Genomic DNA, 24,550 nt, shown 5'->3' on the forward strand with positions numbered 1-24,550 from the left:
TCGAGGACCCGCCACCGCGTCACGTTGCATGATCGCGGTTGCCGCCGGTACTCTGGCCACATGCGACACCCGATTACCCTTCAGTGGTGGCGCCGCTTCTAGGCGGCGCAGGTTTCGCATTCGCGAGCAGACAAACGGCCGCCCGGGGAGGTGGCCTTTTCTGTGTCCGCCCCCTCAGGGCATCAGGGAAACAAGAGGGGCGATACCGCAGTGGAGACGAGCCGATATACCACCGCCGGCGGCATAGGGGTCGAGGTCACCGCGTCCGACGTGCCCGAGACGGTGCTTGAGGACGTCGTCACGACGCTCGGCGAGCGCCGTGGCGGAGTGCTCTCTTCCGGGATGGAGTATCCGGGCCGCTACAGCCGATGGCACCTCGCCTATGTCGACCCCTGCCTGGAGATCGTGGCCAGGGGACGCAGGATCTCCGCCCGCGCGCTGAACGCCCGGGGCAGGGTGGTCCTGCCCGCCGTCGTGTCCTGCCTGCTGGCGGCCGGCAAGCCCGTCGAGGAGCCGACGGCCGATCTCGTCGAGGTCTACGTGGCGGAGTCGGAGGACATCCTCCCCGAGGAGATGCGCAGCCGCCGCCCCACCGTTTTCACCGCGATCCGCGAGGTCATCGCCGTTTTCAAGGGAGAGAACGAGCATCTGGGCCTGTACGGCTCCTTCGGCTACGACCTGGCCTTCCAGTTCGAGCCGATCAGGCAGGTCCTGACCCGGGCCGCCGACCAGCGTGACCTCGTGCTCCACCTGCCCGACCGGGTGATGGTGATCGACCGCAAGAGGGAGACCAGCAAGGAGTTCCGCTACGAGTTCACCGTGGACGGCGTATCCACCCACGGGCTCGAGCGCGAGGGGGAGGTCGTGCCGCTGCCCGCGCTCCCGTCCGAGCTTCCCGCCGACCCGGAGAAGGGCTCCTACGCCAAGGTCGTGGCCGCGGCCAAGGAGAAGTTCGTCCGCGGTGACCTGTTCGAGGTCGTCCCAGGCCAGGTCTTCCACGCCCCCTGCACCGACCCGGCCGCCTTCTACCGGGGACTGCGCACGGTGAATCCGGCGCCGTACGAGTTCCTGTTCAACCTCGGCGAGGGCGAGCACCTGGTCGGTGCCTCACCGGAGATGTACGTCCGGGTCAGCGGCGACCGCGTCGAGACCTGTCCCATCTCCGGCACCATCGCCCGAGGCGGCAACCCCATCGAGGACGCCGACGCGATCCGGACCCTCCTGTCCAGCGTGAAGGAGGAGTCGGAGCTGACCATGTGCACCGATGTGGACCGCAACGACAAGTCCCGCATCTGCGTGCCGGGGACGGTCCAGGTGATCGGCCGGCGTCAGATCGAGATGTACTCCCGGCTCATCCACACCGTCGATCACATCGAGGGCCGGCTGCGTCCCGAGTTCGACGCCCTGGACGCCTTCCTCACCCACATGTGGGCCGTCACCGTCACGGGAGCCCCCAAGAACTGGGCGATGCAGTTCATCGAGGACCACGAGGAGACCACGCGACGCTGGTACGGCGGGGCGGTCGGCTACATCGGCTTCGACGGCTCGATGAACACCGGCCTGACCCTGCGCACCGCGCAGATCCGCGGCGGCGTGGCCACCGTGCGGGCCGGGGCCACACTGCTGTTCGACTCCGACCCCGAGGCCGAGGAGCGGGAGACCGAACTCAAGGCCAGTGCCCTGCTGGGCGCCCTGGCGGCGGTCGGCGCGGCCCCGCAGGAGCGGACCGAGGTGAAGGCGGCCGCGGAGCTGCCGGGAAGCGGCATGAAGGTGCTCCTCGTCGACTACGAGGACTCCTTCGTCAACACCCTCGCCGACTACTTCCGTCAGCAGGGCGCCGAGGTCGTCACACTCAGGCACGGCTTCCCCGTCACGATGATCGACGAGCTGGACCCCTCTCTGGTGGTGCTGTCGCCCGGCCCCGGCTGGCCCTCCGACTTCGGCCTGCCCGCCCTGGTCGGCGCCCTCTACGAGCGTGATCTACCGGTGTTCGGCGTCTGCCTCGGCCTGCAGGGCATGGTGGAGCACGCGGGTGGCACCCTCGAACTGCTGTCCTACCCCGAGCACGGCAAGCGCGGCCAGGTACGGAGGGTGGGCGCGAGTGCCCTGCTCGACGGGCTCCCCGAGGAGTTCACCGCCGCCCGCTACCATTCGGTCCACGCCAAGCAGTCGGGCGTCGCCGGGTTCACCGCCACCGCGTTCACTCCGGACGGCGCGGTGATGGCGATCGAGGACGTCGAGCGACGCCGCTTCGCGGTGCAGTTCCACCCCGAGTCGATCCTCACCGCGGGGGGAGGCGCGGGAGCGAAGGTCATCGCCAACGTTCTTCGGCTCTGCCGCAAGAGCGGGTAAAGAACCCGTGCTTCGCGCCCGGCGAGCACGCCGGGTGACCCTAGAGTTCCCCTCGTCGTGGAGATCGCGGGCGTACCGGGGCCGGTCTCGGCCGGTACGCCTGTGGCGGGGAGGAGCGGGCATGAGGTCGGACGGTGTGCTGCCCGTCGAGTTGCCCGACGCCGTGCGGGAGGCGCTGCTGGCGCCGCTGGTCGACCACAACTGCCACGGCGTGCGCCGCGACGACCTGACCCGGGCCCGGTTCGAGACGCTGCTCACCGAAGCGGGAACCCCGGCGCCGCCGGGCACCACCCACTTCGACACCCCCGCGGGCGCCGCGGTCCGCCGCTGGTGCGCCCCCGTCCTCGGTCTCGCCCCGCACGTGCCGCCCGCCGTCTACCTGGCCCGCCGGATGGAACTCGGCGCCGATGAGGTGAACCGGCGGCTGCTGGGCGCCGCGGGAATCGCCACCTTCCTGTTCGACGGCTTCGACACTTTCGACGGTTTCGGCGACTCGGGCGGACCGAAGGGCCCCGGTGGCCCGGATCGTCGGGACCGCTTCGGCGTGCCCGAGGTGTTACCACCTGCCGAGATGGGCCACGCGGGCGGCGCGGAGACCGCGCGGGTCGTTCCCATCGAACGGGTCGAGGCGGAGGTCGCGGGAAGCGCCGTCTCGGGAGTCTCCTACATCTCCGCCCTCGCCCAGAACCTCGCGGGACGGGCCGTCCGCGCGGTCGCCCTGAAGTCGGTCACGGCCCACCGGTCAGGCAGGCGTCTCGATCCGGCCAGGCCGAGCCGGGGAGCGGTGATCGCGGCGGCCACCCGGCGGCTGGCCTGCCCCGGGGAGAGGCTCACCGACCAGGTGCTGCTGCGCCACCTGCTCTGGACGGCCGTCGACGTGGCCAGGGAGTACGGGCGGCCGCTGCAGTTTCACACCGGTCTCGCTCGCCCCGGCGGCGGTGCGCGCCGCGACACTCACCTGGGACGCGGTGGCCGGATCACCTCCGGCGGTCACGAGGCCCACGGTGGTTTCGGTACCTCCGACGGTCACGCCGGAGGTGTCCCCGGCCCGCACGACGCGGGTCCGGCGCCGGTGGCCGGCTTCATCATGGCCGTGCAGCCGGTGGGCGTCCCCGTCGTCCTGCTGCACTGCCACCCGTTCCACCGCCAGGCGGCCGGGCTGGCGGGGGTCCTTCCGCACGTCTACGTCGACGTGGGGGCGGCCCTGACCCGCAGTGCCACGGGCTCGGCGGCGGTCATGGCGGAACTGCTGGAGCTCGTGCCGTTCCACAAGCAGCTGTTCGGTTCCGGTGGCCACGGCGTGGCGGAGACCTGTCACCTCGGCGCCCTGCACTACCGGCGCGGCCTGGCGGGGGCGCTCGCCGCGAGACTGGCCGACGGCGAGTGGAGCGTCGCCGACGCGGCCCGGGTGGCCCAGATGATCGGCTCCGGCAACGCGCGCCGGATATACCGGTTGTGACGGACGCCCGGCCCAGGGGCGGATGGGCCCCTGGAATAATGGGGCGACTGTTGGTGCGATGAGGGGGAGCCAGTTGACAGGCGATGGGGCAGAGGCACGCTTTCTTGACGACGTGACCGTGGAGCTGGTCAAGCACAGCGCCTCCGACACCGACGTGCTCTGGGCCGCGCGGGTGTCGACCGCCGGGGAGCAGTCTCTGGAGGAGATCGGCAAGGACCCCGAGCGTTCGAAGGGGCTGATCAATTTCCTGATGCGCGACCGGCACGGCAGTCCGTTCGAGCACAACTCGATGACCTTCCTCGTCAGCGCTCCGATCTTCGTCTTCCGTGAGTTCCACCGGCACAGGGCGGGATGGTCGTTCAACGAGGAGAGCGGGAGATATCGCGAGCTTCGTCCGGTCTTCTACGTGCCGGGCCACGACCGGAAGCTGGTGCAGAAGGGCAAGCCGGGGCAGTACGTCTTCGCCGACGGTGACGCCGGGCAGCACAAGCTCGTCACCGAGGTGATGGAGTCGTCGTACCGGAGCTCTTATGCCGCCTACCAGGAGATGCTGGAGGCCGGGATCGCGAGGGAGGTGGCCAGGGCGGTGCTGCCCGTCGGTCTCTTCTCGTCGATGTACGCCACCTGCAACGCGCGCTCGCTCATGCACTTCCTGTCCCTGCGTACCAAGAACGAGCAGGCCAGGGTGCCCTCGTTCCCGCAGCGCGAGATCGAGATGGTGGCGGAGAAGATGGAGGCGGCCTGGGCGGAGCTGATGCCCCTCACGCACGCGGCCTTCGCGGCAGCGGGCAGGGTCGCTCCCTAGCCCGCCTCAGCCCGTCGTCTCCGGGGAGCGGGAGAGGACGGGCAGGACGAAGATCTCGGCACCGGGAGGCAGCGCGCAGTCGAGGCCGCCATGGTGCCGGGCGTTCTCCCCGCAGACGAACATGCTGATATGGCGGCGGATGCCCCCGTAGTCGTCGCGGAGTCGCTGCTCCAGGAACGGGTGCGTGCGGCGGAGCATGTCGAGGGCGGAGCCCAGCGTGGGGTGTCCGTCGTCGCGGTCGGCGATCGCGAAGACGCGGATCTCGGTGGTCTCGCCCGCCCAGTGGCGCAGTGTGGCGGGCAGCATGAAGGTCACGAGGGTGACGGGTCTGGCCATCGGCTCAGAGCACCGTGACGTGCGAGGCGGACACGGCCGGGGGCCGAGGGGGGAGCTCACCCCGGTCCGCGGAGGGCCGCCGCCGGTGGAGGGGACCGGGGACGAGGGTGTGCGGACGGGCGGTCCCGGCCGGAGGGCCGGACGGGCGGCGACGGTGGCGGACGGGGCCGGCCGGGCTGCCGGGCGAGTGACGATGATGGCGGACGGGTCCGTGCGGGTGGCGGTCGAGAGGGGGGCACGGGCTGGGAGGGGGGCCCTCGTGCATGACCATCTCCTTTCGGATCGGGCCTCATGCTGCCATGTCACGCCGCGTCCCGCCGTGCTCTATGAAATTTGCGTGATCAATTTGGGGTGTTAGTCGCGAATGTCGCTCAAGGATCCCCCTCCACGATGTCCCGGTGGATATGGGCCGGCGGCATTCCGCTCCGCTGGAGCCTGCGGACGGTCTCGTTGACCATGGCGACCGGGCCGCAGACATAGGCCTCGTGGTCGGCCCACGAGTGGAACCGCTCCATCACCTCGGAAAGACGGCCCCGCATGCCGGCGTACCCTCGCTCCTCGGAGACCACGGGCAGCACCCGCAGCCACGGGCAGGCCGACTCCATCCGCCGCAGGTCGGTCAGGTCGTAGAGTTCGGCGGCCGTGCGGGCTCCGTACAGCAGGTGGATGTTGGGGCGGCGCCCGGAGTCGATCAGGTGCTCCAGGATCGCCTTGATCGGGGCCAGGCCGGTGCCGCCCGCCACGCACAGGATGTCGCGTCCGGAGCCGGAGGGCACCATGGTGCCGATCGCGGGGCCCAGCGTCACGGTGTCACCGATCCGGGTGTGCCTGACCAGCGTGGTGGAGACCCAGCCACCGGTGATCGCGCGGACGTGCAGACGGACGGTGTTGTCGTCCCGGGGCGCGTTCGCGATGGAGAACGCGCGCCAGACGCGTGGCCAGCGCGCGGTCTGCACGTTGACGTACTGGCCGGGTACATAAGGCAGTTCCTGGCCGGGCCGCAGGGTGATCACCGCGATGTCCGGGGTGCGGAGCTCGTGGTCGATCACCTCGGCCGGCCACCAGGCGGGCGACACTCCCGCGTCCGACTGGGCTGACTCGATCATGAGATTGGCGGCGGCGGTGTACGCGGCCACCCACGCCGCCTCGATCTCGGTGTTCCAGACCTCGGCGGCGAAGCGCCGGATCGTGGCGAGGAGCGCGTTGCCGACCGCGGTGTAGTGCTCGGGGACCACCCCGTACTTGCGGTGGTCGCGGCCGAGCTGGCCGAGGAACGACGCCATGCCGCCAGGGCTGTCCAGGCTCCAGACGATCCTGGTCAGCGCGCTGAACAACCGGTCGCGCTGGATGTCCATCGCCGGGGGGAACATCGCCCGCAGGTGCGGGTTCTCGGCGAACAGGCGCCCGTAGAAGTATGCCGCGGCCTTGTCCGCGACGGGTTCGACGACGGCGAAGCTTTCCTTGACAAGACGCGGATTCAAAGACATTTAAAGAACCCACCCTAATTGACCGGCTCAAAGTCCGATCACGCAGATCCACCTCCCTGACGGCTCCGGGTGACGAGTGACCTGGAGCCCCGGCTCGCCCGGTCACTCGAATTCGAGTCTTCCATCACCTAGTGGGCCTCACAACCGTTTCCCGGCAATATAGCGGGAAATCTAACTATCGGTAATTGGAGAGTTATTTTGGGTGACTGGTTAATCTATGGAGAGCTGGATAAACGAATAATAATCACATTCGTTTTGAAGGTGAAATTTACTATTCGTACGATTTCTCATCGCGGCGGGGTTCCGAGGGGTTGGGCGGCGGGAAGCCCTCCGGCGGTGAGGGGTGGGGAGGCCCGGCGAGACGACACTGATACCTCGAATGTGTGACATGACCGAAATAGAGTGCGCCATGATAGGGAAGCTGTTGGAGATGGGATCGGTGCTGTCCGAAACAGGTGGCGCCACCTCGTGCACGCCCCCCTGGAGAACGCATGCCCCAACCCTTGATCGGTATCACCACCTACCTTGAGGCCGCCCGCTGGGGCGACTGGGTCAGGGAGGCCGTCCTGTCGCCGCCCTCCTACGCGCGGGCCGTCGAGAAGGCGGGTGGCGCCCCGGTGCTGCTGCCCCCGCTCAACCTCGGCGGGATCGACGACTACGTCCGCGGCCTGTCCGGTGTGATCCTCGCCGGAGGGGGCGAGCTCGACCCCTCCCTGTACGGGGCCGCCCGCGAGGAGCGCGTCGGTGACCCGCAGCCGCACCGCGACCGCTTCGAGTTGGCGCTGGCCCGCGCCGCCGTCAAGGCCGACCTGCCGCTGCTCGCCTCGGGGCGGGGCATGCATGTCCTGAACGTCGCCCAGGGCGGGAACCTGATCCCCTGGCTCCCCGAGGTGGTCGACCACGACCGTCACGCCGCCTCCACGGCGCACCGCGTCCAGATCAGCGTCTCCAGCAAACTCGGCAAGACGCTGGGCGACACGGCCGAGGTGACGGCTTCCCATCACCAGGCCGTCAAGCGGCTGGGCACCGGGCTGCTCGCCGTGGCGTGGGCCGACGACCAGATCGTCGAGGGCGTCGAGCTGGAGGGGCACAGGTTCGGCATCGGTGTGCAGTGGGAGCTCGCGCGAGCCGGGGACAACCGGCTCGTCGAGGCCCTGGTCGAGGCCGCCGGATCCTGACACCGTCGCGCGGACGTGACGTCCCGCGTGATCGCCCCGGTGTGCCGGTCGTTCCCGACGCCGTCGCGCGGACGTCACCCGCGAGAACGGGCGATGCGACGCGCCGCTGACGCGCGCCGCCGCCGCGCCCGGGTCCCGCCGTGCCGGGGACGACGCGGGTAGGGTGCCGATCATGCCGTTGCACCCGCAGGCCGAGGCCTACCTGAAGCTCTTCCAGACAGACCTCGGTGCCCCTCTCTCCACTCTCACCCCCGAAACGATCGCCGAGCTGCGGGCCCTCGACGCCTTCGCCGAGCAGCGCGGTCCGATCATTCCCCTGCCGACGGTGAGGGACGACGTCGCCGCGGGGGTGCCGGTCCGCGTCTACCGGCCCCGGGAGGGCGACGCCCCCCTCCCCGCGCTCGTCTACTTCCACGGCGGAGGCTGGGTCTTCGGAAGCGTCGAGCGCAACGACGCGCTCGGCCGCGACCTCGCGGTACGCAACGGGGCGGTCGTGATCTCGGTCGACTACCGGCTCGCGCCCCACCATCCCTTTCCCGCGGCGGCCGACGACGCGTGGAGCGTCGTCCAGGACCTCTTCGCCCGTCCCGGCGCCTACGGGGCCGACCCCGGGCGCATCGCGGTCTGCGGCGACAGCGCCGGGGGCAACGTCGCGGCCGTCGCCGCCTGGCGGGCCAGGGACGCCGGGCTCGGGCTCGCCCACCAGCTGCTTGTCTACCCGGTGACCGACGTGGCCATGGACACCGAGAGCTACCGCACCTACGCCACCGGATTCGGGCTCGGGGCCGATGAGATGGCCTGGTTCGTCACGCAGTACGGAGGCGACCCGGCCGACCCCCGGCTCGCCCCGGCCCGGCTGGCCGACAAGTCCGGCCTGGCTCCGGCGACGGTGATCGTCGCCGAGTGCGACCCGCTCTGCGACGAGGGCGAGGAGTACGCCGCCCAGCTCGCCGAGGCCGGAGTGCCGGTCGAGGTGAGGAGGTACGAGGGGGCCATCCACGGTTTCTTCGGCCTGCCGGGCTTCTTCGACCAGGCGACCGAGGCGCGCGAGTACGCCGCGGCCCGTCTCGCGGAGGCATTCCGGTGAGCGGCGCCGCCCCTGCCCCCATGCGGCGGGAGCGTCCGCGACCCGGTCAGAAACTCCTGGGCAGCCCGAGCACCTGGGTGGCCAGATAGTTGAGCAGGAGCTCCTCGGTGACGGGGGCCACCCTGCCGATGCGGGCGTCGGCCAGCAGGCGGGCCACCGGATACTCCAGCGAGTAGGCCATGCCGCCATGCGTCTGGAAGGCGTGGTCGGCCGCCTCCCACGCGGCCTGCGAGGCGGTCAGTTTGGCGATGTTGGCCTCGGTGCCGCAGGGCAGCTGCCTGTCGAACAGCCACGCGGCCTTGTAGAGCATCAGCCTGGCCAGCTCGATCTTGGCCTTGACCTGGGCGAGGGGGAAGGCGATGGCCTGGTTGGCGCCGATCGGGCGGCCGAAGACCTCGCGCTCCTTGGCGTACCGCACGGCCACCCCCAGCGCCACCTCGGCGCCGCCGAGGGCGGAGGCGGCCAGCAGGACGCGCTCGGGGTTGAGGATGTCCCACAGCACCAGCGCGCCCTGGTCGACCTCGCCGACGACGTTCCTCTCGGGGACCCGCAGATCGTCGATGAAGACCATGTTGGACGGGGTGGTGTTCGCGCCCATCTTCGGGATCGGCCGGAAGGACAGCTGCCCTGCGGCGACCGCCTCGGGGACGTTCACCAGCAGGACGGTCAGGCCGTTGGAGCGAGGACTGGCCTCGGCGGCCGGGATGGTCCGGGTCACGAGGAGCATCCAGGTCGCCCGCTGCACCCCGGTGATCCAGATCTTCTGGCCCTGGACGACGAACTCCGCACCGTCGCGGCGGGCGAAGGTGGAGATGCCAAGGGCGTTGGACCCGGCGTCGGGCTCGGTCAGGGCGAAGCAGGTCTCCAGCTCGCCGGTGGCCAGCCTGGGCAGCAGCTCCTCACGCTGCCGGGCGCTGCCGTGCCTGGCGAGGGTCATGGCGCCGAACCCGGGGGTGAGCACGTAGGTGAACGCCGAGCCGCCCGCCGAGCCGGAGGCCGACAGGGTCTCGGTGGCCACGGCCAGCTCCAGCAGGCCCTGCCCGCCGCCGCCGTACTCCTCGGGCACGGCCAGGCCGAGCCAACCGCCCTTCGCCAGGTCCTGCCAGACCTCCTCCGGCCAGCGCTTCTCGCTCTCGCACCGCTGCCAGTAGTCCAGGTCGTAGCGCGCGCAGATGTCGCCGATGCCGCGCTGCACGGCGAGGGCGCTCTCGGGGAGGGTGAAGTCCACGATGATCAACTCCATCGTTCTCGGCGGGGGGACTGCCGCGGAAGTGTGAGTCTGCGGCTCCGTCGGCTCTGCTGACTCAGGATTCCGAGGCGGGAAGGCGCGGCCTGCGCGCGTGGTAGACGAAGGCCGGCGGCACGTTCCCCCACACCGTCCGGCCCACGACGACCTCCTCGAAGGTGTCGGCGAGACGCTTCCTGAAGCGCCGCGCGGGAGGAAGGCGCTTGGCGAAGCTGTACGCGAAGGTGGTGAAGGCCGTGTGCGTGCCCATGATCGCGGTGACCGCCTCCAGCAGGCGGGCCTGTGTGTCCGCGGAGAAGGCGGCCCACGGCAGCCCGCTCACGATTGCGTCGGCCTTGGACAGGCCGCGCTCCTGGAGCAGCTGCGGCAGCCGCGCCGCGTCGTCGACCACGACGTCCACCCCGGGGTTTCCCGCGGCGAGGAACTCGGCCAGCCTCGGGTTGATCTCGACGGCCATGTGGTGTCCCCGGCCGCCCAGCCGGCGCTGGATCTCCGCCGTGAACGCGCCGGTGCCGGGGCCGAGCTCGACGATCACCGGATCTCCCCGGAGGGGAACGGGCGAGGCCACCGCCTCGGCGAGCCGCCGCGAGCTCGGCGCCACCGCTCCGACGGTGCCCGGCGAGCGGAGCCACTGTCCCAGAAAGAGCGCGGTGTCATTGGTCATGGTCTGAAGCGTAGGGGAATCCGCCAGGCGGTGGATCCGTAGGTCATTCCCCAGGCTGACGACCCGGCCGTGTCTCCGCGGTCACGATGTGCTTCGAACCACTCGCTTTTCATCTTTCATCTGAGGAAGGACACATCTCATGCAGGAGGTCGTCACCCAGCCCGATCCGACGCGGGGCCGTCAGGTATCCACGGGCCTGCTGTACGGCGTCCGCGTCCTCGTCGTCGCCCAGGCCGCCGGACTCGTCGTCGCCGCCTCGTTCGCGGGCCAGGCCGTACAGGGCGGGGGAGAACTCGGCGAGACCCACGTCATGGCCGGGATGGTGGTGCACCTGATCGCCCTGCTGCAGATCGTCGCGGCCGTGCTGGTCTGGCGTCCGGGACGGGGGCGGGCTGGCCCGCGCTGGCCAGTCTCGGCCTGTTCCTGATCGGCATGGGCCAGCACTTCAGCTGGGACGCGCTCGGCACCCACGTGCCCAGCGGTCTCGCCCTGTTCGGACTGACCGTGGCGGTGCTCATCTGGGCGTGGTCGCCCCGCGCCGCCGAGCGCCGGTCCTGAGACGTGCGCCCTCCCCGCATCCCCTTGGTGGCGCCGGACACAGTAGTGTCACCATCAGGTGCGGGGAGGGAGTTCAGCCGGTGGGTCCGGAAGAATCGGGGGCTGAAGATCGAATTTGGACGGTTCCCAACGCGCTGAGCCTGGCCAGGCTCCTGGGGGTGCCGGTCTTCCTCTGGCTCGTGCTGGGGCCGAAGGCCGACGGCTGGGCCGTCGCCCTGCTCATGCTGGCCGGATTCTCCGACTGGCTCGACGGCAAGATCGCCCGTGCCTGGAACCAGACCAGCAGGCTCGGTCGCCTGCTCGACCCGCTGGCCGACCGGCTCTACATCCTGGCCACCCTGTTCGGCCTCGCCATGCGCGAGATCATCCCCTGGTGGCTGGCGCTCGCCATCCCGCTGCGCGACGTGATGCTGCTGGGCATCCCGCTCATCCTGCGCCGTCTCGGATACGGCCCGGCACTGCCCGTGCACTTCCTCGGCAAGGCCGCCACCGCGAACCTGCTCTACGCCTTCCCCCTGCTCTTCCTGGCCCATCACCCCTCCTGGTACGCCGAGGCGGCGGGGATCGTCGGCTGGTCCCTCGCCATCTGGGGCACAGGTCTGTACTGGTGGTCCGGAGTGCTGTATTGGGTACAGGTGCGTCAGCTGACCAGCGAGGCCAAACGCCTTAAGAGGTGATCTGTGAAGGCCGTCGTCATGGCGGGCGGGGAAGGGACACGGCTCCGGCCGATGACCGCGAACCAGCCCAAGCCTCTCCTGCCCGTGATCAATCGGCCGATCATGGAGCATGTGCTCCGCCTGCTGAAACGGCACGGTTTCACCGAGACGGTGGTCACCGTGCAGTTCCTGGCGGCTCTGGTCAGAAACTACTTCGGCGACGGCGACGAGCTCGGCATGAGCCTGCACTACGCCACCGAGGACACGCCGCTCGGCACCGCGGGCAGCGTCAAGAACGCCGCCGACCGGCTCCGTGACGACCGCTTCCTGGTCATCTCCGGCGACGCGCTGACCGACATCGACCTGAGTGACATGATCCGCTTCCACCGCGAGAACGGCGCGATGGTCACGATCGGGCTCAAGCGCGTCCCCAACCCGCTGGAGTTCGGCATCGTCATCGTCGACGACCAGGGCAGGGTGGAGCGCTTCCTGGAGAAGCCGACCTGGGGCCAGGTCTTCTCCGACACCGCCAACACCGGCATCTACGTGATGGAGCCCGAGGTCCTCGACGAGATCGCGGCCGGGGAGTCCGTCGACTGGTCGGGCGACGTGTTCCCCAGGCTGCTGGAGCGCGGCGCCCCGCTGTACGGCTACGTGGCCGACGGCTACTGGGAGGACGTGGGCACCCACGAGAGCTACCTCAAGGCCCAGGCCGACGTCCTGTCGGGGCGGGTCAAGGTCGACATCGACGCCTTCGAGGTCTCGCCGGGCGTCTGGGTGGCCGAGGGGGCCTCGGTCGACGCCGACGCCGTCCTCAAGGGCCCCCTCTACATCGGCGACTACGCCAAGGTCGAGGCGGGGGCCGAGCTGCGCGAGTACACCGTGCTCGGCAGCAACGCGGTGGTCAGGGAGGGAGCCTTCCTGCACCGTGCGGTCGTCCACGACAACGTCTACGTCGGGCCCAGCGCCCACCTGCGCGGTTGCGTGATCGGCAAGAACACCGACCTGATGACCGCGGCCAGGGTCGAGGAGGGCGCCGTCGTCGGAGACGAGTGCATCATCGAGGCCGAGGCGTACATCTCCTCCGGCGTCAAGATCTACCCGTTCAAGACCATCGAGGCCGGGGCGGTGATCAACAACAGCGTCATCTGGGAGCCGCGCGCCCAGCGCAACCTGTTCGGCCCCCGGGGGGTGTCGGGGCTGGTTAACGTGGAGATCACCCCCGAGTTGTGCGTACGGCTGGCCAGCGCGTACGCCACCACCCTGAAGAAGGGCGCCTCGGTCATCACCTCCCGCGACTCCTCCCGTGCCGCGCGGGCACTGAAGCGGGCGGTGATCAGCGCCCTGAACGCGAGCGCGATCAACGTGCTCGACCTGGAGGCGTCCCCGCTCCCGGTGGCCCGCTTCCACACCGCCAGGGAGAACGCCGTCGGCGGCATCGCGCTGCGCACCACCCCCGGCGACCCGCAGAGCGTCGACATCGTCTTCATGGACGAGCACGGCGCGGACCTGTCCCCGGCGGCCCAGCGCAAGCTGGACCGGGTCTTCTCCCGGCAGGAGTTCCGCCGCGCCTTCCCCGGAGAGATCGCCGAGCTGAGCTTTCCGGCCAGGGCGGTGGAGGACTACACGCACGAGCTGCTGCGTCTGGTCGACATCAGCGGGGTGCGCGACGTCGACATGAAGGTCGTGGTCGACTGCGCGGGAGGCACCTCCTCGCTGGTGCTGCCCAGCCTGCTGGGCCGGGTCGGGGTGGACGTGCTGACCGTCAACAACCGGCTGGACGACGCCTCGCCCACCGAGACCCTCGCCGAGCGCCGCCGCGATCTGCAGCGCCTCTCAGAGCTCGTCAGCTCCTCCAGGGCGGCCTTCGGGGTGCGCTTCGACCCGGTGGGGGAGCGGGTCGCGCTGGTGGACGAGATGGGCCAGCTGATCAGCGAGGAGCGCGCCCTGCTGGTCGTGCTCGACCTGGTCGCCGCCGAGCGGCGCGGCGGCAGGGTGGCGCTGCCGGTCACCACCACCCGGGTGGCGGAGCAGGTCTGCAGGTTCCACGGCGTGCAGGCCGAGTGGACCTCCACCGCGATCGACGCGCTGACCACCGCGGCCAGAGGGCAGGAGACGATCTTCGCGGCCGACGGGCGCGGCGGTTTCATCGTGCCCGAGTTCGGGCCCACGGTGGACGGCCTGGCGGTGTTCCTGCGCCTGCTGGGCCTGGTCGCCAGGACCCGGCTCTCGCTCAGCCAGATCGACGCCAGGATCCCCGAGGCCAAGCTGCTGCGCCGGACCGTGCCGACCCCGTGGGCCGCCAAGGGCGCGGTGATGCGCTCGGTCATCGAGGCCGCCGAGCACTACCGCATCGACACCACCGACGGGGTCCGGGTCGTCGCCGAGGACGGCAGCTGGGCCCTGGTGCTGCCCGACCCGACGGAGGCGGTCACCCACCTGTGGGCCGAGGGCTTCGACGTCGACTCCGCGCAGACCCTGATCGAGCACTGGGCGCGGGTGGTCGAGGACGCCGCGGGCGGCTGAGGGGCACAGACGGGCTCAGGTGGGCCCAACCGGACACCGGGAGGGCGAGGGGAGGGTTGTGAGCGAGGACCGTGAGCCGAGCGGAACGGGAAAGCCGGACGGGAAGGGAGGAGGATGAGCGCTCGGGGGCGAGGGGTCGCGACAAAACACAGCGCGGCGCCATGGACCGGAGACAGTGCCCCACTGTAACTTTGTCACCGACCGTACCCGCGGTTCAGCGTCAACCTTGACCTTCGCGCCTCATCACTGTATGTTGCGGCATTCGCAGTCCGAGAAAACACTTGAGAAGCGAAGAAGCGAGGCGCGCATCACTGAGCACCGTTGCCGCGTCTTCGCGGTAGGAGGCCGAGCCGATCGATGCCGAGCGTCTACTGCACGCAGTGCGGTCATGCCAACCCTGAGGATGCCCGTTTCTGTTCACGATGCGGGTCGCCGCTTACCAAAGCCGAGACCGCCGGAGACAGCACATCGACGATCTCCCTCTCCGGGATCGAGGCATATGAGGCGGAGACAGGTGAGACGCTTCTCGCCGAACGGCAGGCCGTCGAGCAGTTGCCCCCGGGCACCGCGTTGCTGGTCGCGATGCGCGGCCCCAACGCCGGCAGCCGGTTCCTGCTCGACAGCGATCTCACCACCGTGGGCCGCCATCCGGAGAGCGACATCTTCCTCGACGACATCACGGTCTCGCGCCGTCACGTGGAGTTCTACCGGCGCGGCGGCGGGGTCTTCACCGTCCGTGACGTCGGCAGCCTCAACGGCACGTACGTGAACCGCGAGCGCATCGAGGAGGTCCCGCTGTACGGCGGGGACGAGGTGCAGATCGGCAAGTTCCGCCTCGTCTTCCTCACCCGCGGCGCCGCTGGAGGATGATGAGCTCGCAGGCCGCTCGTGCGCACATGAGCATCGGGGAGGTGCTCGCCCTCCTGCAGGGCGAGTTCCCCGACGTCAGCATCTCCAAGATTCGTTTCCTGGAGGGCGAGGGGTTGATCGAGCCGGAGCGCAGTCCCTCCGGTTACCGCAAGTTCAGCTACGCCGACGTCGAGCGGCTCCGTTACATCCTCAGCGAGCAGCGTGACCGCTACCTGCCGCTGCGAGTGATCAAGGATCATCTGGAGGCGGCCGATCGTGAGGAGCGCCCGGCCGCCCGGCCGCGCGCCGTCCCCGACGAGGCGCCTCCCGAGCTCAGGCTCACCCGCGAGGAGCTGATCGCCGCCGCCGAGCTCGACGAGGAGACCCTCGCCGAGCTTGAGGACTACGGCCTGCTGGCCGCGGTGGCCCGCTACTACGACGCCGAGGCGCTGGCCGTGGCCCGCAGCGTCGGAGCCCTCGCCGCCTTCGGCCTGCGCGCCCGCCACCTGAGGGCGGTCAAGGCCGCGGCCGAGCGCGAGGCGGGCCTGGTGGAGCAGGCCGTCGCCCCGCTGCTGCGCCGTCGCGGGCCGGGTGCGATCGACCAGGCCGACGAGACGGCGAGGGAGATTTCCGGCCTGCTGCTGGAATTGCACGCCTCGCTGCTGCGTTCCGGCGTGCGTGGGGCTCTGGGTCGGTGAGAGCCTGACCAGGCACTCGTACCCCCACGAGTGTTACGTTGAACAAACCGGTCGGAATCCAGCGAAGACGGAGCAGCCCGTGTTGCAGATGGAGGTCGTGGGCGTTCGAGTTGAAATGCCCTCCAACCAGCCGATCGTCTTGTTGAAAGAGACGCATGGGGAGCGCTACCTGCCTATCTGGATCGGCATGACGGAAGCCACGGCGATCGCCATGGCCCAGGCCGAGGAACCACCACCCCGGCCGCTCACTCATGACCTGTTCCGTGACGTGCTCGAAGGGCTCGGAGTCCGGCTGAGCACGGTCAACATCGTCGCCCTGCGCGACGGCATCTTCTTCGCCGATCTCGTGTTCTCCAACGGGGTGGAGGTGAGCGCGCGTCCCTCGGACTCGATCGCCTTGGCACTTCGAACCGGCGCACGTATCTTCGCGAGTGAGGATGTGGTCCGGGAGGCGGGGGTGATCATCCCCGACGACCAGGAGGACGAGGTGGAGAAGTTCAGGGAGTTCCTTGACACGATCACGCCCGAGGACTTCGGCCGCGCGGGGTAGGAATTTCGGTGCATTTACGCTTCACGACGCGCCGAGTGGGGTCGTTGACTGGACTTGGCCCCAGTCCTACGGTGCATGTGAACCCTGCGGCCGTGCGTAAACCCCCAGATCAGGCCGTGGGATGAGAGAAAGCCGGAGGTCCGCGTGGCGGTCAGCAGCGGCGAGGGTAGAAACGCCGATCAGGATGACCCGAAACGGCGCCAGTCGGCACGTCAGCGCGCGGGTGAAGAGGGTCTGCTGTTCGACGGGCAACCGGTGAAGGTGCCCGCCGACATCGGTTACAGGGGCCCGACGGCCTGTTCCGCGGCCGGCATCACCTACCGGCAACTCGACTACTGGGCGCGCACCGGCCTCGTCGAGCCCACCGTGAGAGCCGCCCACGGATCCGGCTCCCAGCGCCTTTACGGCTTTCGCGACATCCTGGTGCTCAAGGTCGTCAAACGGCTCCTCGACACCGGCGTCTCCCTCCAGCAGATCCGCATCGCCGTGCAGCACCTGCGCGACCGGGGCGTCAACGACCTGGCCGGGATCACCCTGATGAGCGACGGGGTGAGCGTCTACGAGTGCACCTCGCCCGACGAGGTGATCGACCTCCTCCAGGGCGGCCAGGGAGTCTTCGGCATAGCACTGGGACGGGTGTGGCAGGAGGTGGAGGGCTCCCTCGCGGATCTGCCCGGCGAACGTGCGGAGTCGAGCGAGGGCCCTTTAGGCGATCATCAGGCCGATGAGCTGGCCCGCCGTCGCAGAGCACGACGAACCGGGTAAACTCGGACTCGCTGCTGACCCTGTGCGGGAGAGACCCCGACAGCGAGCGGGGCGCCGAAGGAGCAACCTCCCCGGAATCTCTCAGGCACCCGGTACCGCACGGACGAGGCAACTCTGGAAAGCAGGCGCGCCGGCCAGGTGCGACTCACCGACGGTGCAAGCCTCCCGTCACGGGTAGGTGAAGCTCTCAGGTCACGACGCGTGAGACGGTCGTGATGACAGAGGGGGAGACCAGGCATACGCCCGCGCCCAGCGCCGGTCTCCACCCCGTCCCGGGAGGCTTCACCATGACCGACCTGTCATCGCTCAGCGAACTCGGCTCCCTGCCGTTCTCCACCCGCCACATAGGGCCGGACGACGCCGGCCAGACCCGCATGCTGGAGGCGGTCGGATTCGCCTCCGTGGCCGACCTGGTCGCGGTGGCCGTGCCCGAGGCGATCCGCTCCGCGGGGCGGCTGAGCCTGCCCCCGGCGGCCGGGGAGTCCGAGGCCCTCGCGGAGCTTCGAGTCCTCGCCGGGCGCAACACCGTGCTCACCTCGATGATCGGCCTGGGCTACCACGACACGATCACTCCGGGCGTCATCCGCCGCAACCTCCTGGAGAACCCCGGCTGGTACACCGCGTACACGCCCTACCAGCCGGAGATCTCCCAGGGCCGTCTGGAGGCCCTGATCAACTTCCAGACCGTCGTCTCCGACCTGACCGCCCTCGATGTCGCCGGTGCCTCCCTGCTCGACGAGGCCACCGCCGCCGCCGAGGCGATGACCCTGGCCCGCCGCGCCGGCCGCGGCCCCTCGAAGGTGTTCGTGGTCGACGCCGACGCGCTGCCGCAGACCAAGGCGGTGCTGCGCACCCGCGCCGAGCCGCTCGGCATCGAACTGGTCGAGAGCGACTTCACCGCCGAGCTTCCCGAGTGCTTCGGGGTGCTCGTGCAGTATCCCGGCGCCAGCGGCAGGATCCGCGACTTCCGCGCCGTCGCCGACGCCGCCCACGCGCGCGGCGCCCAGGTGGTCGCCGCCGCCGACCTGCTCGCCCTCACCCTGCTGGCCGCGCCGGGCGAGCTCGGCGCCGACATCGCCGTCGGGTCCTCGCAACGCTTCGGCGTCCCCCTCGGCTTCGGTGGCCCCCACGCCGCCTACATGGCGGTCCGCGACGGTCTCCAGCGCCAGCTGCCGGGCCGCCTGGTGGGCGTCTCCCAGGACGCCGACAAACGCCCCGCGTACCGGCTCGCCCTCCAGACCCGTGAGCAGCACATCCGCCGGGAGAAGGCCACCAGCAACATCTGCACCGCGCAGGTGCTGCTCGCCGTGATCGCCGGCATGTACGCCGTCTACCACGGCCCCGAGGGCCTGCGCAGGATCGGACGGCGCACCCACAGGCACGCCGTCGTGCTCGCCGAGGGCCTGCGCCAGGGCGGTGTCGAGGTCGTGCACGACACCTTCTTCGACACCGTGCTCGCCAGGGTGCCCGGCCGCGCCGAGGAGATCGTCGCCACGGCCCGCGAGAACGGCGTCAACCTGCGCCTGGTCGACGCCGACCACGTGGGCGTCACCTGCGACGAGAAGACCGAGCCGCTCCACCTGGAGCAGGTCCTGGCCGCCTTCGAGATCAGCGGCGCCGTGCTGGCCGACCTCGACGCCGCCGCCCACGACGCGCTGCCCGCCGCGCTGGCGCGGGTCAGCGACTACCTGACCCACCCGGTCTTCCACAGCCACCGTTCCGAGACGGCCATGCTGCGCTACCTGCGAAGGCTCCAGGACAAGGACATCGCGCTCGACCGGTCGATGATCCCGCTGGGCTCCTGCACCATGAAGCTCAACGCGACCACCGAGATGGAGCCGATCACCTGGCCGGAGTTCGCCGGGCTGCACCCCTACGCGCCCGAGGACCAGGCCGCGGGCCACATCGAGCTGATCGGGGAGCTGGAGCGCTGGCTCGCCGAGGTCACCGGCTACGACGCCGTGTCGCTTCAGCCGAACGCCGGCTCGCAAGGGGAGTTCGCCGGGCTGCTGGCGATCCGCGCCTACCACACCGCGCGCGGAGAGTCGGGCCGCGACGTCTGCCTGATCCCCTCGTCCGCGCACGGCACCAACGCCGCGAGCGCCGTCATGGCCGGCATGCGCGTGGCCGTGGTCGCCTGCGACGACAAGGGCAACGTCGACCTCGACGACCTCGTCGCGAAGATCGACAAGCACCGCGAGCAGCTTGCCGCGATCATGGTGACCTACCCGTCCACGCACGGCGTGTACGAGGAGACGATCGTCCGGATCTGCGAGCTGGTGCACGAGGCCGGCGGGCAGGTCTACGTCGACGGCGCCAACCTCAACGCGCTGGTCGGCCTGGCCAGGCCGGGGGAGTTCGGGGCGGACGTCTCCCACCTCAACCTGCACAAGACCTTCTGCATCCCGCACGGCGGCGGTGGCCCCGGCGTCGGCCCGGTCGCGGTCCGCGCCCACCTGGCCGACTATCTGCCCGGCCATCCGCTGCGTGAGGGTACGATGGTCGGCCCGGTCTCGGCCGCGCCGTACGGCTCGGCGGGCATCCTGCCCATCTCCTGGGCCTACATTCGGATGATGGGCGCCGACGGCCTGAAGGCGGCGACCGAGCAGGCCATCCTGTCGGCCAACTACCTGGCCCGCAGGCTCAGCCCCCACTACCCGGTCCTCTACACCGGCCGCGGCGGCCTCGTCGCCCACGAGTGCATCGTCGACCTGCGCCAGATCACCAAGGAGACCGGGGTGACGGTCGACGACGTGGCCAAGCGCCTCATCGACTACGGCTTCCACGCCCCGACCATGTCCTTCCCCGTGGCGGGAACGCTGATGATCGAGCCGACCGAGAGCGAGGACCTGGCCGAACTCGACCGGTTCTGCGAGGCGATGATCTCGATCCGCGAGGAGATCGCGAAGGTCGCCTCCGGCGCGTACGACAGGACCGACAACCCGCTGCGCAACGCCCCGCACACGGCCGACAGCCTCGTCGTCGACGAGTGGGCCCACCCCTACAGCCGCACCGAGGCGGCCTACCCGTTGCCGTCGGTGCGCGAGGGCAAGTACTGGTCGCCGGTCCGCCGTATCGACCAGGCTTACGGCGACCGTAACCTGGTCTGCTCCTGTCCTCCCCTGGAGGCGTACGAGGACTGATCCCGCCGGCCTCGTGGACATCGCGCGAGAGCCGGGAAACCCGCGCGAACCGTGATATCCGCCGGGAATGCGGGGGGACGGACGAGGCCCCGAGTCGTTAGGCTCGGGGCGTCTCCGTATCCGGAAGGATCATGCATGCCTGAGGTGGACACCCGTCCCTTGGACGCCGCGCGAAGACTGGCCGAGTCGGGCGATCTCGACGGCGCCGCCACGATCTTCGCTGAGCTGGTCGCCGATCCCGACGAACCCGACAGGGCCCAGGCGGCGGTGGGGCTCGCGGTGGTGCTCGAGGAGAGCGGAGACGTGCCGGGCTCCCGCGCGGCCGCGCGCACCGCGCTGGCGACCGGGCACCCGGAGTTCGCCGCCCAGGCCGCCTGCCTGCTCGCGGGGAGCTTCGAAAGGGAGGACCTGGCGGAGCAGGCCCGCGCCGCCTGGCAGGCCGCGCTGGGTGTCGGCCACCCCGCCTACGTCCCGCTGGCGCACATGGCCCTCGCGCGGCTCGCCACGGGCGATGAGGAGGCCGAGCGGTCGCTTCGCGAGGCGCTCGCCACCCGTGACCCGGAGATCGCTCCTCGGGCCGCTCAGCGGCTGGCGGAGGTGTTCCTTGAGGAGGGCGAGCCGGCCGAGGCCGCGCAGGTGCTCCTGGAGGCGCTCTCGGTGCCGGAGGCGGCCGAGGTGCCGAGACTGCGGGTGATGCTCGGCATCGCTCATCTGGAGATGGCCTGCGCCGAGTTCTCCGGTGCGATCGAGGAGGGCGGAGACGTGGAGACCGGTGCGCTGGCCATCGAGCTCCTGGCGCGCACCCTTCCGCTCAGGGGGCGCGACGAGGACGCCGAGCGGGTGTGGCGCTACGGTCTGGACAGCGCCGACGAGGACCTCGCCGGTGAGGTCCGCCTGCGCCTCGACCGGGATCTCTGAGGTCCGGTGACTTCGGGGGCCGTGCGCGGAGCGGCGGTCGCCCTGTGGGCGGACGTCGGGCGGTCGCCGGGCCGATGAGGCCGGGCCGGACACTGTCCGGGAGTGGCGGATCCACAGGGGACCACAGGAAAGGCGTCTCCCCGTCCCCGCGGCGCCCTCGCCGTCAGTCGCGCTCCCGCCAGCGGCTCAGGGCGTGGGCGAAGTTGATCGCGACGATTCCGCCCCAGGCGAGCAGCAGTCCGGCGGTGCCGGCGTTCTGCGCGGCGATGGCGGTGAGCGGGATCCCGATGCCCATGGAACCGAGGGCGATCGGGATCGAGGAGTTCGTGCTCCTGCGCGGCCTGGCCGCCGGTGCCCCGGTGGCGTGCAACTCGGCGCGCACCCGGTGGGCGATGGTCGCGTCGAGACGTGACACGAACGAGTCGACGAGCGCGGCCTCGTACTCCGGGCCGAGGTCGCGCCGGGCCTCGATGGTGGCGCGCATGTCCTGGCGGATATCTTGGTAGTCCTGCACGCTTCGATTGTTCCCTCGCCCCCGGCCGCCGGGCATCAGCCGTTAGGACGAGATTCGTGTCCACCTTCGACTCCACCCCCCTCGCGAAGGCGTCCGCCCCGCGGACCACCGCGGAACCCCGGCTTCCGGCGAGCACGGCCGGGCCCCTGGAGATCGTGACCCCGCACGGCCCGGCCCTCGTGGAGATCGACGAGGTGGCCGCCCAGCGCTTCCTGCTGGTGCTCACCCACGGCTCGGCCGGGGGAGTCGACGCCCCGGACCTGCTGGCCGTGCGGGACGCCGTGACGGCGATCGGCGGGACGGTCGCGCGGGTGCTGCAGCCGTTTCGTGTGCGCGGGGCCCGGGCGCCGGGGTCGGCGGTCAAGCAGGACGAGGCGTGGGAGAGGTTGGTGGCGGAGTTGCGCGGGCGCTATCCGGGGCTGCCGCTGGCGCAGGGCGGGCGGAGCAACGGGGCGAGGGTCGCGTGCCGTACGGCCGAGCGGGTCGGTGCCCACGCGGTCGTCGCGCTGGCCTTCCCCCTGCACCCGCCGAGGAAGCCGGAGCGGTCACGCGCGGGAGAGCTGCGTGCGGCGGGTGTGGACGTGCTGGTGGTGAGCGGAGACCGTGACCCGTTCGGCGTGCCCGAGGCGGCGGACGCCGCGCGCCTGGTGGTGCTGCCGGGAGAGGGTCACGACCTCGGGAGGAGTCCCACCAGGGTGGGCGAGGTGGTCGCCGAGTGGCTCGACACGAGGATGCGGCCGGGCTCGGTGGACCCGCTCAGCGTGACCGGTCGGGGGTGACGGGTCTTCAGACGACGCCGGCCAGTGGCCGGTGCGGCTCGATGACGGCACCGTCGGGGAGGAGCTCGCCGGTGTCCTCGAACAGCACAACACCGTTGCAGAGCAGGCTCCAGCCCTGCTCGGGGTGGGCCGCCATGGTGCGGGCGGCTTCGCGGTCCAGCGCGTCGGCGGACGGACAGGACGGCTCGTGCGGGCACATCGGCGTGCCTCCGGATCTCTCGTGTCGGCTCGCCCGTGTCACACCGGGCACGGGGGTGGGCATCGGACATCCGGCGGCACCGTCACCGATGGGTCTCCGTTCCCACGTATGACGGGGACGAGCATCTGAATGTTGACATATGGCCATGCGACCCCTAACAGAGCGAGGGTCGCACATCAAGTAGATCAAGTGTGCGATCGATCGCACCTCGGCGACATAGCCCGTTAGGACTGTTTGGGACTGCTAGAGGGCCAGTCCGTCAGGGCTTTGTCGGGGGATGTGACCTATAACACAGCATGCCTCATATGAGCACATTCAACCAAGTCCGACACGCCGCCTGGCGGGTAAACGATCGGTTACAAGTTGCTGACGTGCCCCGATGTCGGCCCTCGCGCCCCTGGCCTGGCCCTTAGCGGCTCCTGCCCTCCCGCGTGCCCAGGCCGGCCAGGAGCGCGTCCAGCCCGTGCTCGAAGTCGGTGTCCGCCGCCGGGCTACCGCCTCCCCTCGACGGAGGGCGCCAGGGCTCGTCCTCGTCGCCCGAGGGCTCGGCCCAGCCCGACTGCTGCACCTCCACCGCCACCGCGCCGAAGACGTAGGCCCGCAGGGCGCGTACCGCCCCCGCCGGGTCGGCCAGGCCCGCCTCGGCCAGTTGCTCGGTCTGCTCCCTGATCGCGATCGCCGCCCTGCCTCTCGGCGGCTTGGTCAGGGCGAGGGCCAGCACCCCGGGATGCTCCCTCAGTGCTGCCCTGCTCGCCCGGCACCAGGCCCTCGCGCTCTCCTGCCAGCTCTCGCCCGGCTCGGCGTGCACGGTGGTGACGTGCTCGGCCAGCGCGTCCATGAGGGCGTCCTTGCCGCGTGGCAGGTGGTGGTAGATGGCCATCGCCTCCACCTGGAGCGCGTCGCCCAGCCGTCGCATCGTCAGACGCCGAAGTCCTTGGCCGTCGGCGATGTGAAGGGCGGCGTCGATGATGCGCTCCCTGGAGAGCGGGACGGGTGGTCGCTTGGCGGGCATGGGAGGCATCCTGCCACCGCCTGCCTTACTGCGTAAAGGGCGGCGCGCCGAACAGGACGGACCTCCGTCGCGCGGCGGGACGGGGTCGTCCGGGAGAGGTCGGGTCCCTGAGTGTGTGGGGTGAGGGCTGAGCGCGTAGGCTACGAGCGGTGATCTGCCGGAGGAGGCCCGGCGACCGGTGAGAGAGGGAAGAAGATGGCGTTTTTCCGACCGAGCGTGAGCCGGGAGGCGGAGGTTCGTCACCACGCTGACCAGGAGGTCGGGAAGAGCTTTCCCGAGCTCCTTGAGAAGGCGCGCGAGGCCGAGGCCGAAGTGCGCCGGGCGCAGGCCGCCGCGGCTCCGGTGCAGGAGTTGCGAGCCGCCGGGCTGGCGTTCGACAGGGCTCTCACCGAGGCCCTGCGCGCGGCCGAGGCCAACCAGCGTGCGACGTTCGGGGTCAAGGCGTACGACGACCGGATCCGCCGCCGCAAGGGCAGGGCGACCCCCCGGGGTGCCGAGTGGACCGCGGAGGTCAACCGCCTGCGCACCCTTCGCGAGCAGAACCGGCTGACCGGCATCCCCCGGGTTCCCCGCCCGGTCGCCGCCTCCGCCCGCTGACCTTCATCCCAAGCACCCTGGGCACTCAGGGCTCCCGTTCGAGAGGGCTCCTCCCCGCGGCCGAAGACCGCGGGGAGGAGCCCTTCGTGGTCCCGGCCCGCCGCGGGCGCCCACGGCGGGCCTCCGGGGGGCCTGCGGGGGCCTGGACGCCGTCATCCCCCATAAGCCTTGA

24 protein-coding genes and 1 riboswitch are annotated in these 24,550 nt (G+C 70.6%); of the genes, 17 read left to right on the forward strand and 7 right to left on the reverse strand.

The genetic code is table 11. From position 1 onward, the window contains the following. The first annotated feature begins 210 nt into the window (after positions 1 to 210). The 3 genes from AB0B96_RS21825 (at position 211) to thyX (ending at position 4,616) form a co-directional block, all read left to right on the forward strand. Positions 211 to 2,352: an anthranilate synthase component I gene (locus AB0B96_RS21825; protein WP_362901217.1), complete on the forward strand. Its 2,142-nt coding sequence runs from the start codon at positions 211 to 213 to the stop codon at positions 2,350 to 2,352. 121 nt (positions 2,353 to 2,473) lie between these two features. Continuing rightward, positions 2,474 to 3,811: an amidohydrolase gene (locus AB0B96_RS21830; RefSeq protein WP_362901219.1), complete on the forward strand. Its 1,338-nt coding sequence runs from the start codon at positions 2,474 to 2,476 to the stop codon at positions 3,809 to 3,811. Between the two features lie 112 nt (positions 3,812 to 3,923). Beyond that, a complete protein-coding gene (thyX, locus tag AB0B96_RS21835) occupies positions 3,924 to 4,616 on the forward strand; it encodes an FAD-dependent thymidylate synthase (RefSeq protein ID WP_362901221.1) in 693 nt (230 codons plus the stop codon). 6 nt (positions 4,617 to 4,622) lie between these two features. On the opposite strand, the gene AB0B96_RS21840 is transcribed toward thyX, so the two are convergent. Both AB0B96_RS21840 and AB0B96_RS21845 read right to left on the reverse strand, forming a co-directional pair. Next, entirely contained in the window at positions 4,623 to 4,952 is a 330-nt protein-coding gene (locus AB0B96_RS21840) for a hypothetical protein (protein ID WP_350947139.1), read from the reverse strand. A gap of 371 nt (positions 4,953 to 5,323) precedes the next feature. Then, the gene (locus AB0B96_RS21845) at positions 5,324 to 6,439 is read right to left on the reverse strand and encodes a globin domain-containing protein (protein WP_362901224.1); all 1,116 of its coding nucleotides are present in this window, start codon (positions 6,437 to 6,439) and stop codon (positions 5,324 to 5,326) included. A gap of 491 nt (positions 6,440 to 6,930) precedes the next feature. On the opposite strand from AB0B96_RS21845, the gene AB0B96_RS21850 reads away from it, so the two are divergent. Both AB0B96_RS21850 and AB0B96_RS21855 read left to right on the forward strand, forming a co-directional pair. Further along, positions 6,931 to 7,617: a gamma-glutamyl-gamma-aminobutyrate hydrolase family protein gene (locus AB0B96_RS21850; protein WP_362901226.1), complete on the forward strand. Its 687-nt coding sequence runs from the start codon at positions 6,931 to 6,933 to the stop codon at positions 7,615 to 7,617. 172 nt (positions 7,618 to 7,789) lie between these two features. After that, positions 7,790 to 8,704: an alpha/beta hydrolase gene (locus AB0B96_RS21855; protein ID WP_362901228.1), complete on the forward strand. Its 915-nt coding sequence runs from the start codon at positions 7,790 to 7,792 to the stop codon at positions 8,702 to 8,704. A 46-nt stretch (positions 8,705 to 8,750) separates the two neighbouring features. On the opposite strand, the gene AB0B96_RS21860 is transcribed toward AB0B96_RS21855, so the two are convergent. Then, positions 8,751 to 9,932 (reverse strand): acyl-CoA dehydrogenase family protein, encoded by a 1,182-nt coding sequence (locus AB0B96_RS21860; protein ID WP_362901230.1) that lies wholly within the window; start codon positions 9,930 to 9,932, stop codon positions 8,751 to 8,753. Positions 9,933 to 10,008: 76 nt separating this feature from the next. Beyond that, the gene (locus tag AB0B96_RS21865) at positions 10,009 to 10,614 is read right to left on the reverse strand and encodes an rRNA adenine N-6-methyltransferase family protein (RefSeq protein ID WP_362901232.1); all 606 of its coding nucleotides are present in this window, start codon (positions 10,612 to 10,614) and stop codon (positions 10,009 to 10,011) included. A gap of 139 nt (positions 10,615 to 10,753) precedes the next feature. Between AB0B96_RS21865 and AB0B96_RS21870 the strand changes: the two genes are divergently transcribed. The 10 genes from AB0B96_RS21870 (at position 10,754) to AB0B96_RS21915 (ending at position 21,277) form a co-directional block, all read left to right on the forward strand. Then, positions 10,754 to 11,041, forward strand: a complete 288-nt coding sequence (locus AB0B96_RS21870; protein WP_362901234.1) for a hypothetical protein — start codon at positions 10,754 to 10,756, stop codon at positions 11,039 to 11,041. A gap of 5 nt (positions 11,042 to 11,046) precedes the next feature. Next, positions 11,047 to 11,172, forward strand: coding sequence for a hypothetical protein (locus AB0B96_RS21875; protein WP_362901236.1), 126 nt, complete (start codon positions 11,047 to 11,049; stop codon positions 11,170 to 11,172). Positions 11,173 to 11,252: 80 nt separating this feature from the next. Beyond that, on the forward strand, positions 11,253 to 11,849 hold the full coding sequence (locus AB0B96_RS21880; protein ID WP_350947146.1) for a CDP-alcohol phosphatidyltransferase family protein: 597 nt from the start codon (positions 11,253 to 11,255) through the stop codon (positions 11,847 to 11,849). A gap of 3 nt (positions 11,850 to 11,852) precedes the next feature. Further along, complete coding sequence (locus AB0B96_RS21885) at positions 11,853 to 14,354, forward strand: mannose-1-phosphate guanyltransferase (RefSeq protein ID WP_362901238.1); 2,502 nt, start codon at positions 11,853 to 11,855, stop codon at positions 14,352 to 14,354. Positions 14,355 to 14,711: 357 nt separating this feature from the next. Continuing rightward, a complete protein-coding gene (locus tag AB0B96_RS21890; RefSeq protein WP_350947148.1) occupies positions 14,712 to 15,224 on the forward strand; it encodes an FHA domain-containing protein in 513 nt (170 codons plus the stop codon). Continuing rightward, positions 15,224 to 15,901 carry a MerR family transcriptional regulator gene (locus tag AB0B96_RS21895; RefSeq protein WP_350947149.1) on the forward strand — a complete coding sequence of 226 codons (678 nt, stop codon included), beginning with the start codon at positions 15,224 to 15,226 and terminating at the stop codon, positions 15,899 to 15,901. The genes AB0B96_RS21890 and AB0B96_RS21895 overlap by 1 nt, the downstream gene beginning before the upstream one ends. Positions 15,902 to 15,980: 79 nt before the next feature. Then, positions 15,981 to 16,451 (forward strand): bifunctional nuclease family protein, encoded by a 471-nt coding sequence (locus AB0B96_RS21900; RefSeq protein ID WP_326639501.1) that lies wholly within the window; start codon positions 15,981 to 15,983, stop codon positions 16,449 to 16,451. Positions 16,452 to 16,595: 144 nt separating this feature from the next. Then, positions 16,596 to 17,216, forward strand: a complete 621-nt coding sequence (locus AB0B96_RS21905) for a MerR family transcriptional regulator (RefSeq protein ID WP_350947150.1) — start codon at positions 16,596 to 16,598, stop codon at positions 17,214 to 17,216. Positions 17,217 to 17,231: 15 nt separating this feature from the next. Next, a riboswitch (glycine riboswitch) is annotated at positions 17,232 to 17,324 on the forward strand. A gap of 179 nt (positions 17,325 to 17,503) precedes the next feature. Further along, positions 17,504 to 20,359: an aminomethyl-transferring glycine dehydrogenase gene (gene gcvP, locus AB0B96_RS21910; protein WP_362901241.1), complete on the forward strand. Its 2,856-nt coding sequence runs from the start codon at positions 17,504 to 17,506 to the stop codon at positions 20,357 to 20,359. Positions 20,360 to 20,494: 135 nt separating this feature from the next. After that, complete coding sequence (locus AB0B96_RS21915; protein WP_362901243.1) at positions 20,495 to 21,277, forward strand: hypothetical protein; 783 nt, start codon at positions 20,495 to 20,497, stop codon at positions 21,275 to 21,277. Between the two features lie 163 nt (positions 21,278 to 21,440). Here the strand turns inward: AB0B96_RS21915 and AB0B96_RS21920 are convergent, their stop codons facing one another. Beyond that, a complete protein-coding gene (locus AB0B96_RS21920; protein ID WP_350947153.1) occupies positions 21,441 to 21,791 on the reverse strand; it encodes a hypothetical protein in 351 nt (116 codons plus the stop codon). Between the two features lie 146 nt (positions 21,792 to 21,937). On the opposite strand from AB0B96_RS21920, the gene AB0B96_RS21925 reads away from it, so the two are divergent. Next, positions 21,938 to 22,570, forward strand: coding sequence for an alpha/beta family hydrolase (locus tag AB0B96_RS21925; protein ID WP_362901512.1), 633 nt, complete (start codon positions 21,938 to 21,940; stop codon positions 22,568 to 22,570). Positions 22,571 to 22,577: 7 nt separating this feature from the next. Here the strand turns inward: AB0B96_RS21925 and AB0B96_RS21930 are convergent, their stop codons facing one another. Together AB0B96_RS21930 and AB0B96_RS21935 are read right to left on the reverse strand one after the other, a co-directional pair. Then, entirely contained in the window at positions 22,578 to 22,769 is a 192-nt protein-coding gene (locus AB0B96_RS21930; protein WP_307558872.1) for a DUF5999 family protein, read from the reverse strand. Positions 22,770 to 23,178: 409 nt separating this feature from the next. Next, positions 23,179 to 23,781, reverse strand: a complete 603-nt coding sequence (locus AB0B96_RS21935) for a TetR/AcrR family transcriptional regulator C-terminal domain-containing protein (RefSeq protein ID WP_362515827.1) — start codon at positions 23,779 to 23,781, stop codon at positions 23,179 to 23,181. A 195-nt stretch (positions 23,782 to 23,976) separates the two neighbouring features. On the opposite strand from AB0B96_RS21935, the gene AB0B96_RS21940 reads away from it, so the two are divergent. Next, positions 23,977 to 24,378, forward strand: coding sequence for a hypothetical protein (locus AB0B96_RS21940; RefSeq protein ID WP_350947155.1), 402 nt, complete (start codon positions 23,977 to 23,979; stop codon positions 24,376 to 24,378). Positions 24,379 to 24,550 lie beyond the last annotated feature (172 nt).

The organism is Streptosporangium sp. NPDC049046, assembly GCF_040649155.1.
In the GTDB taxonomy this organism is placed as follows: Bacteria; Actinomycetota; Actinomycetes; order Streptosporangiales; family Streptosporangiaceae; genus Streptosporangium.

Coding starts and splice junctions, on each gene's coding strand:
- AB0B96_RS21865 (WP_362901232.1), bottom strand. CDS start 10,614: ATGACCAATGACACCGCGCTCTTTCTGGGACAGTGGCTCCGCTCGCCG.
- AB0B96_RS21875 (WP_362901236.1), top strand. CDS start 11,047: ATGGGCCAGCACTTCAGCTGGGACGCGCTCGGCACCCACGTGCCCAGC.
- AB0B96_RS21930 (WP_307558872.1), bottom strand. CDS start 22,769: ATGTGCCCGCACGAGCCGTCCTGTCCGTCCGCCGACGCGCTGGACCGC.
- AB0B96_RS21895 (WP_350947149.1), top strand. CDS start 15,224: ATGAGCTCGCAGGCCGCTCGTGCGCACATGAGCATCGGGGAGGTGCTC.
- AB0B96_RS21915 (WP_362901243.1), top strand. CDS start 20,495: ATGCCTGAGGTGGACACCCGTCCCTTGGACGCCGCGCGAAGACTGGCC.
- AB0B96_RS21855 (WP_362901228.1), top strand. CDS start 7,790: ATGCCGTTGCACCCGCAGGCCGAGGCCTACCTGAAGCTCTTCCAGACA.
- AB0B96_RS21870 (WP_362901234.1), top strand. CDS start 10,754: ATGCAGGAGGTCGTCACCCAGCCCGATCCGACGCGGGGCCGTCAGGTA.
- AB0B96_RS21845 (WP_362901224.1), bottom strand. CDS start 6,439: ATGTCTTTGAATCCGCGTCTTGTCAAGGAAAGCTTCGCCGTCGTCGAA.
- AB0B96_RS21840 (WP_350947139.1), bottom strand. CDS start 4,952: ATGGCCAGACCCGTCACCCTCGTGACCTTCATGCTGCCCGCCACACTG.
- AB0B96_RS21890 (WP_350947148.1), top strand. CDS start 14,712: ATGCCGAGCGTCTACTGCACGCAGTGCGGTCATGCCAACCCTGAGGAT.
- AB0B96_RS21830 (WP_362901219.1), top strand. CDS start 2,474: ATGAGGTCGGACGGTGTGCTGCCCGTCGAGTTGCCCGACGCCGTGCGG.
- AB0B96_RS21935 (WP_362515827.1), bottom strand. CDS start 23,781: ATGCCCGCCAAGCGACCACCCGTCCCGCTCTCCAGGGAGCGCATCATC.
- gcvP (WP_362901241.1), top strand. CDS start 17,504: ATGACCGACCTGTCATCGCTCAGCGAACTCGGCTCCCTGCCGTTCTCC.
- AB0B96_RS21940 (WP_350947155.1), top strand. CDS start 23,977: ATGGCGTTTTTCCGACCGAGCGTGAGCCGGGAGGCGGAGGTTCGTCAC.
- AB0B96_RS21850 (WP_362901226.1), top strand. CDS start 6,931: ATGCCCCAACCCTTGATCGGTATCACCACCTACCTTGAGGCCGCCCGC.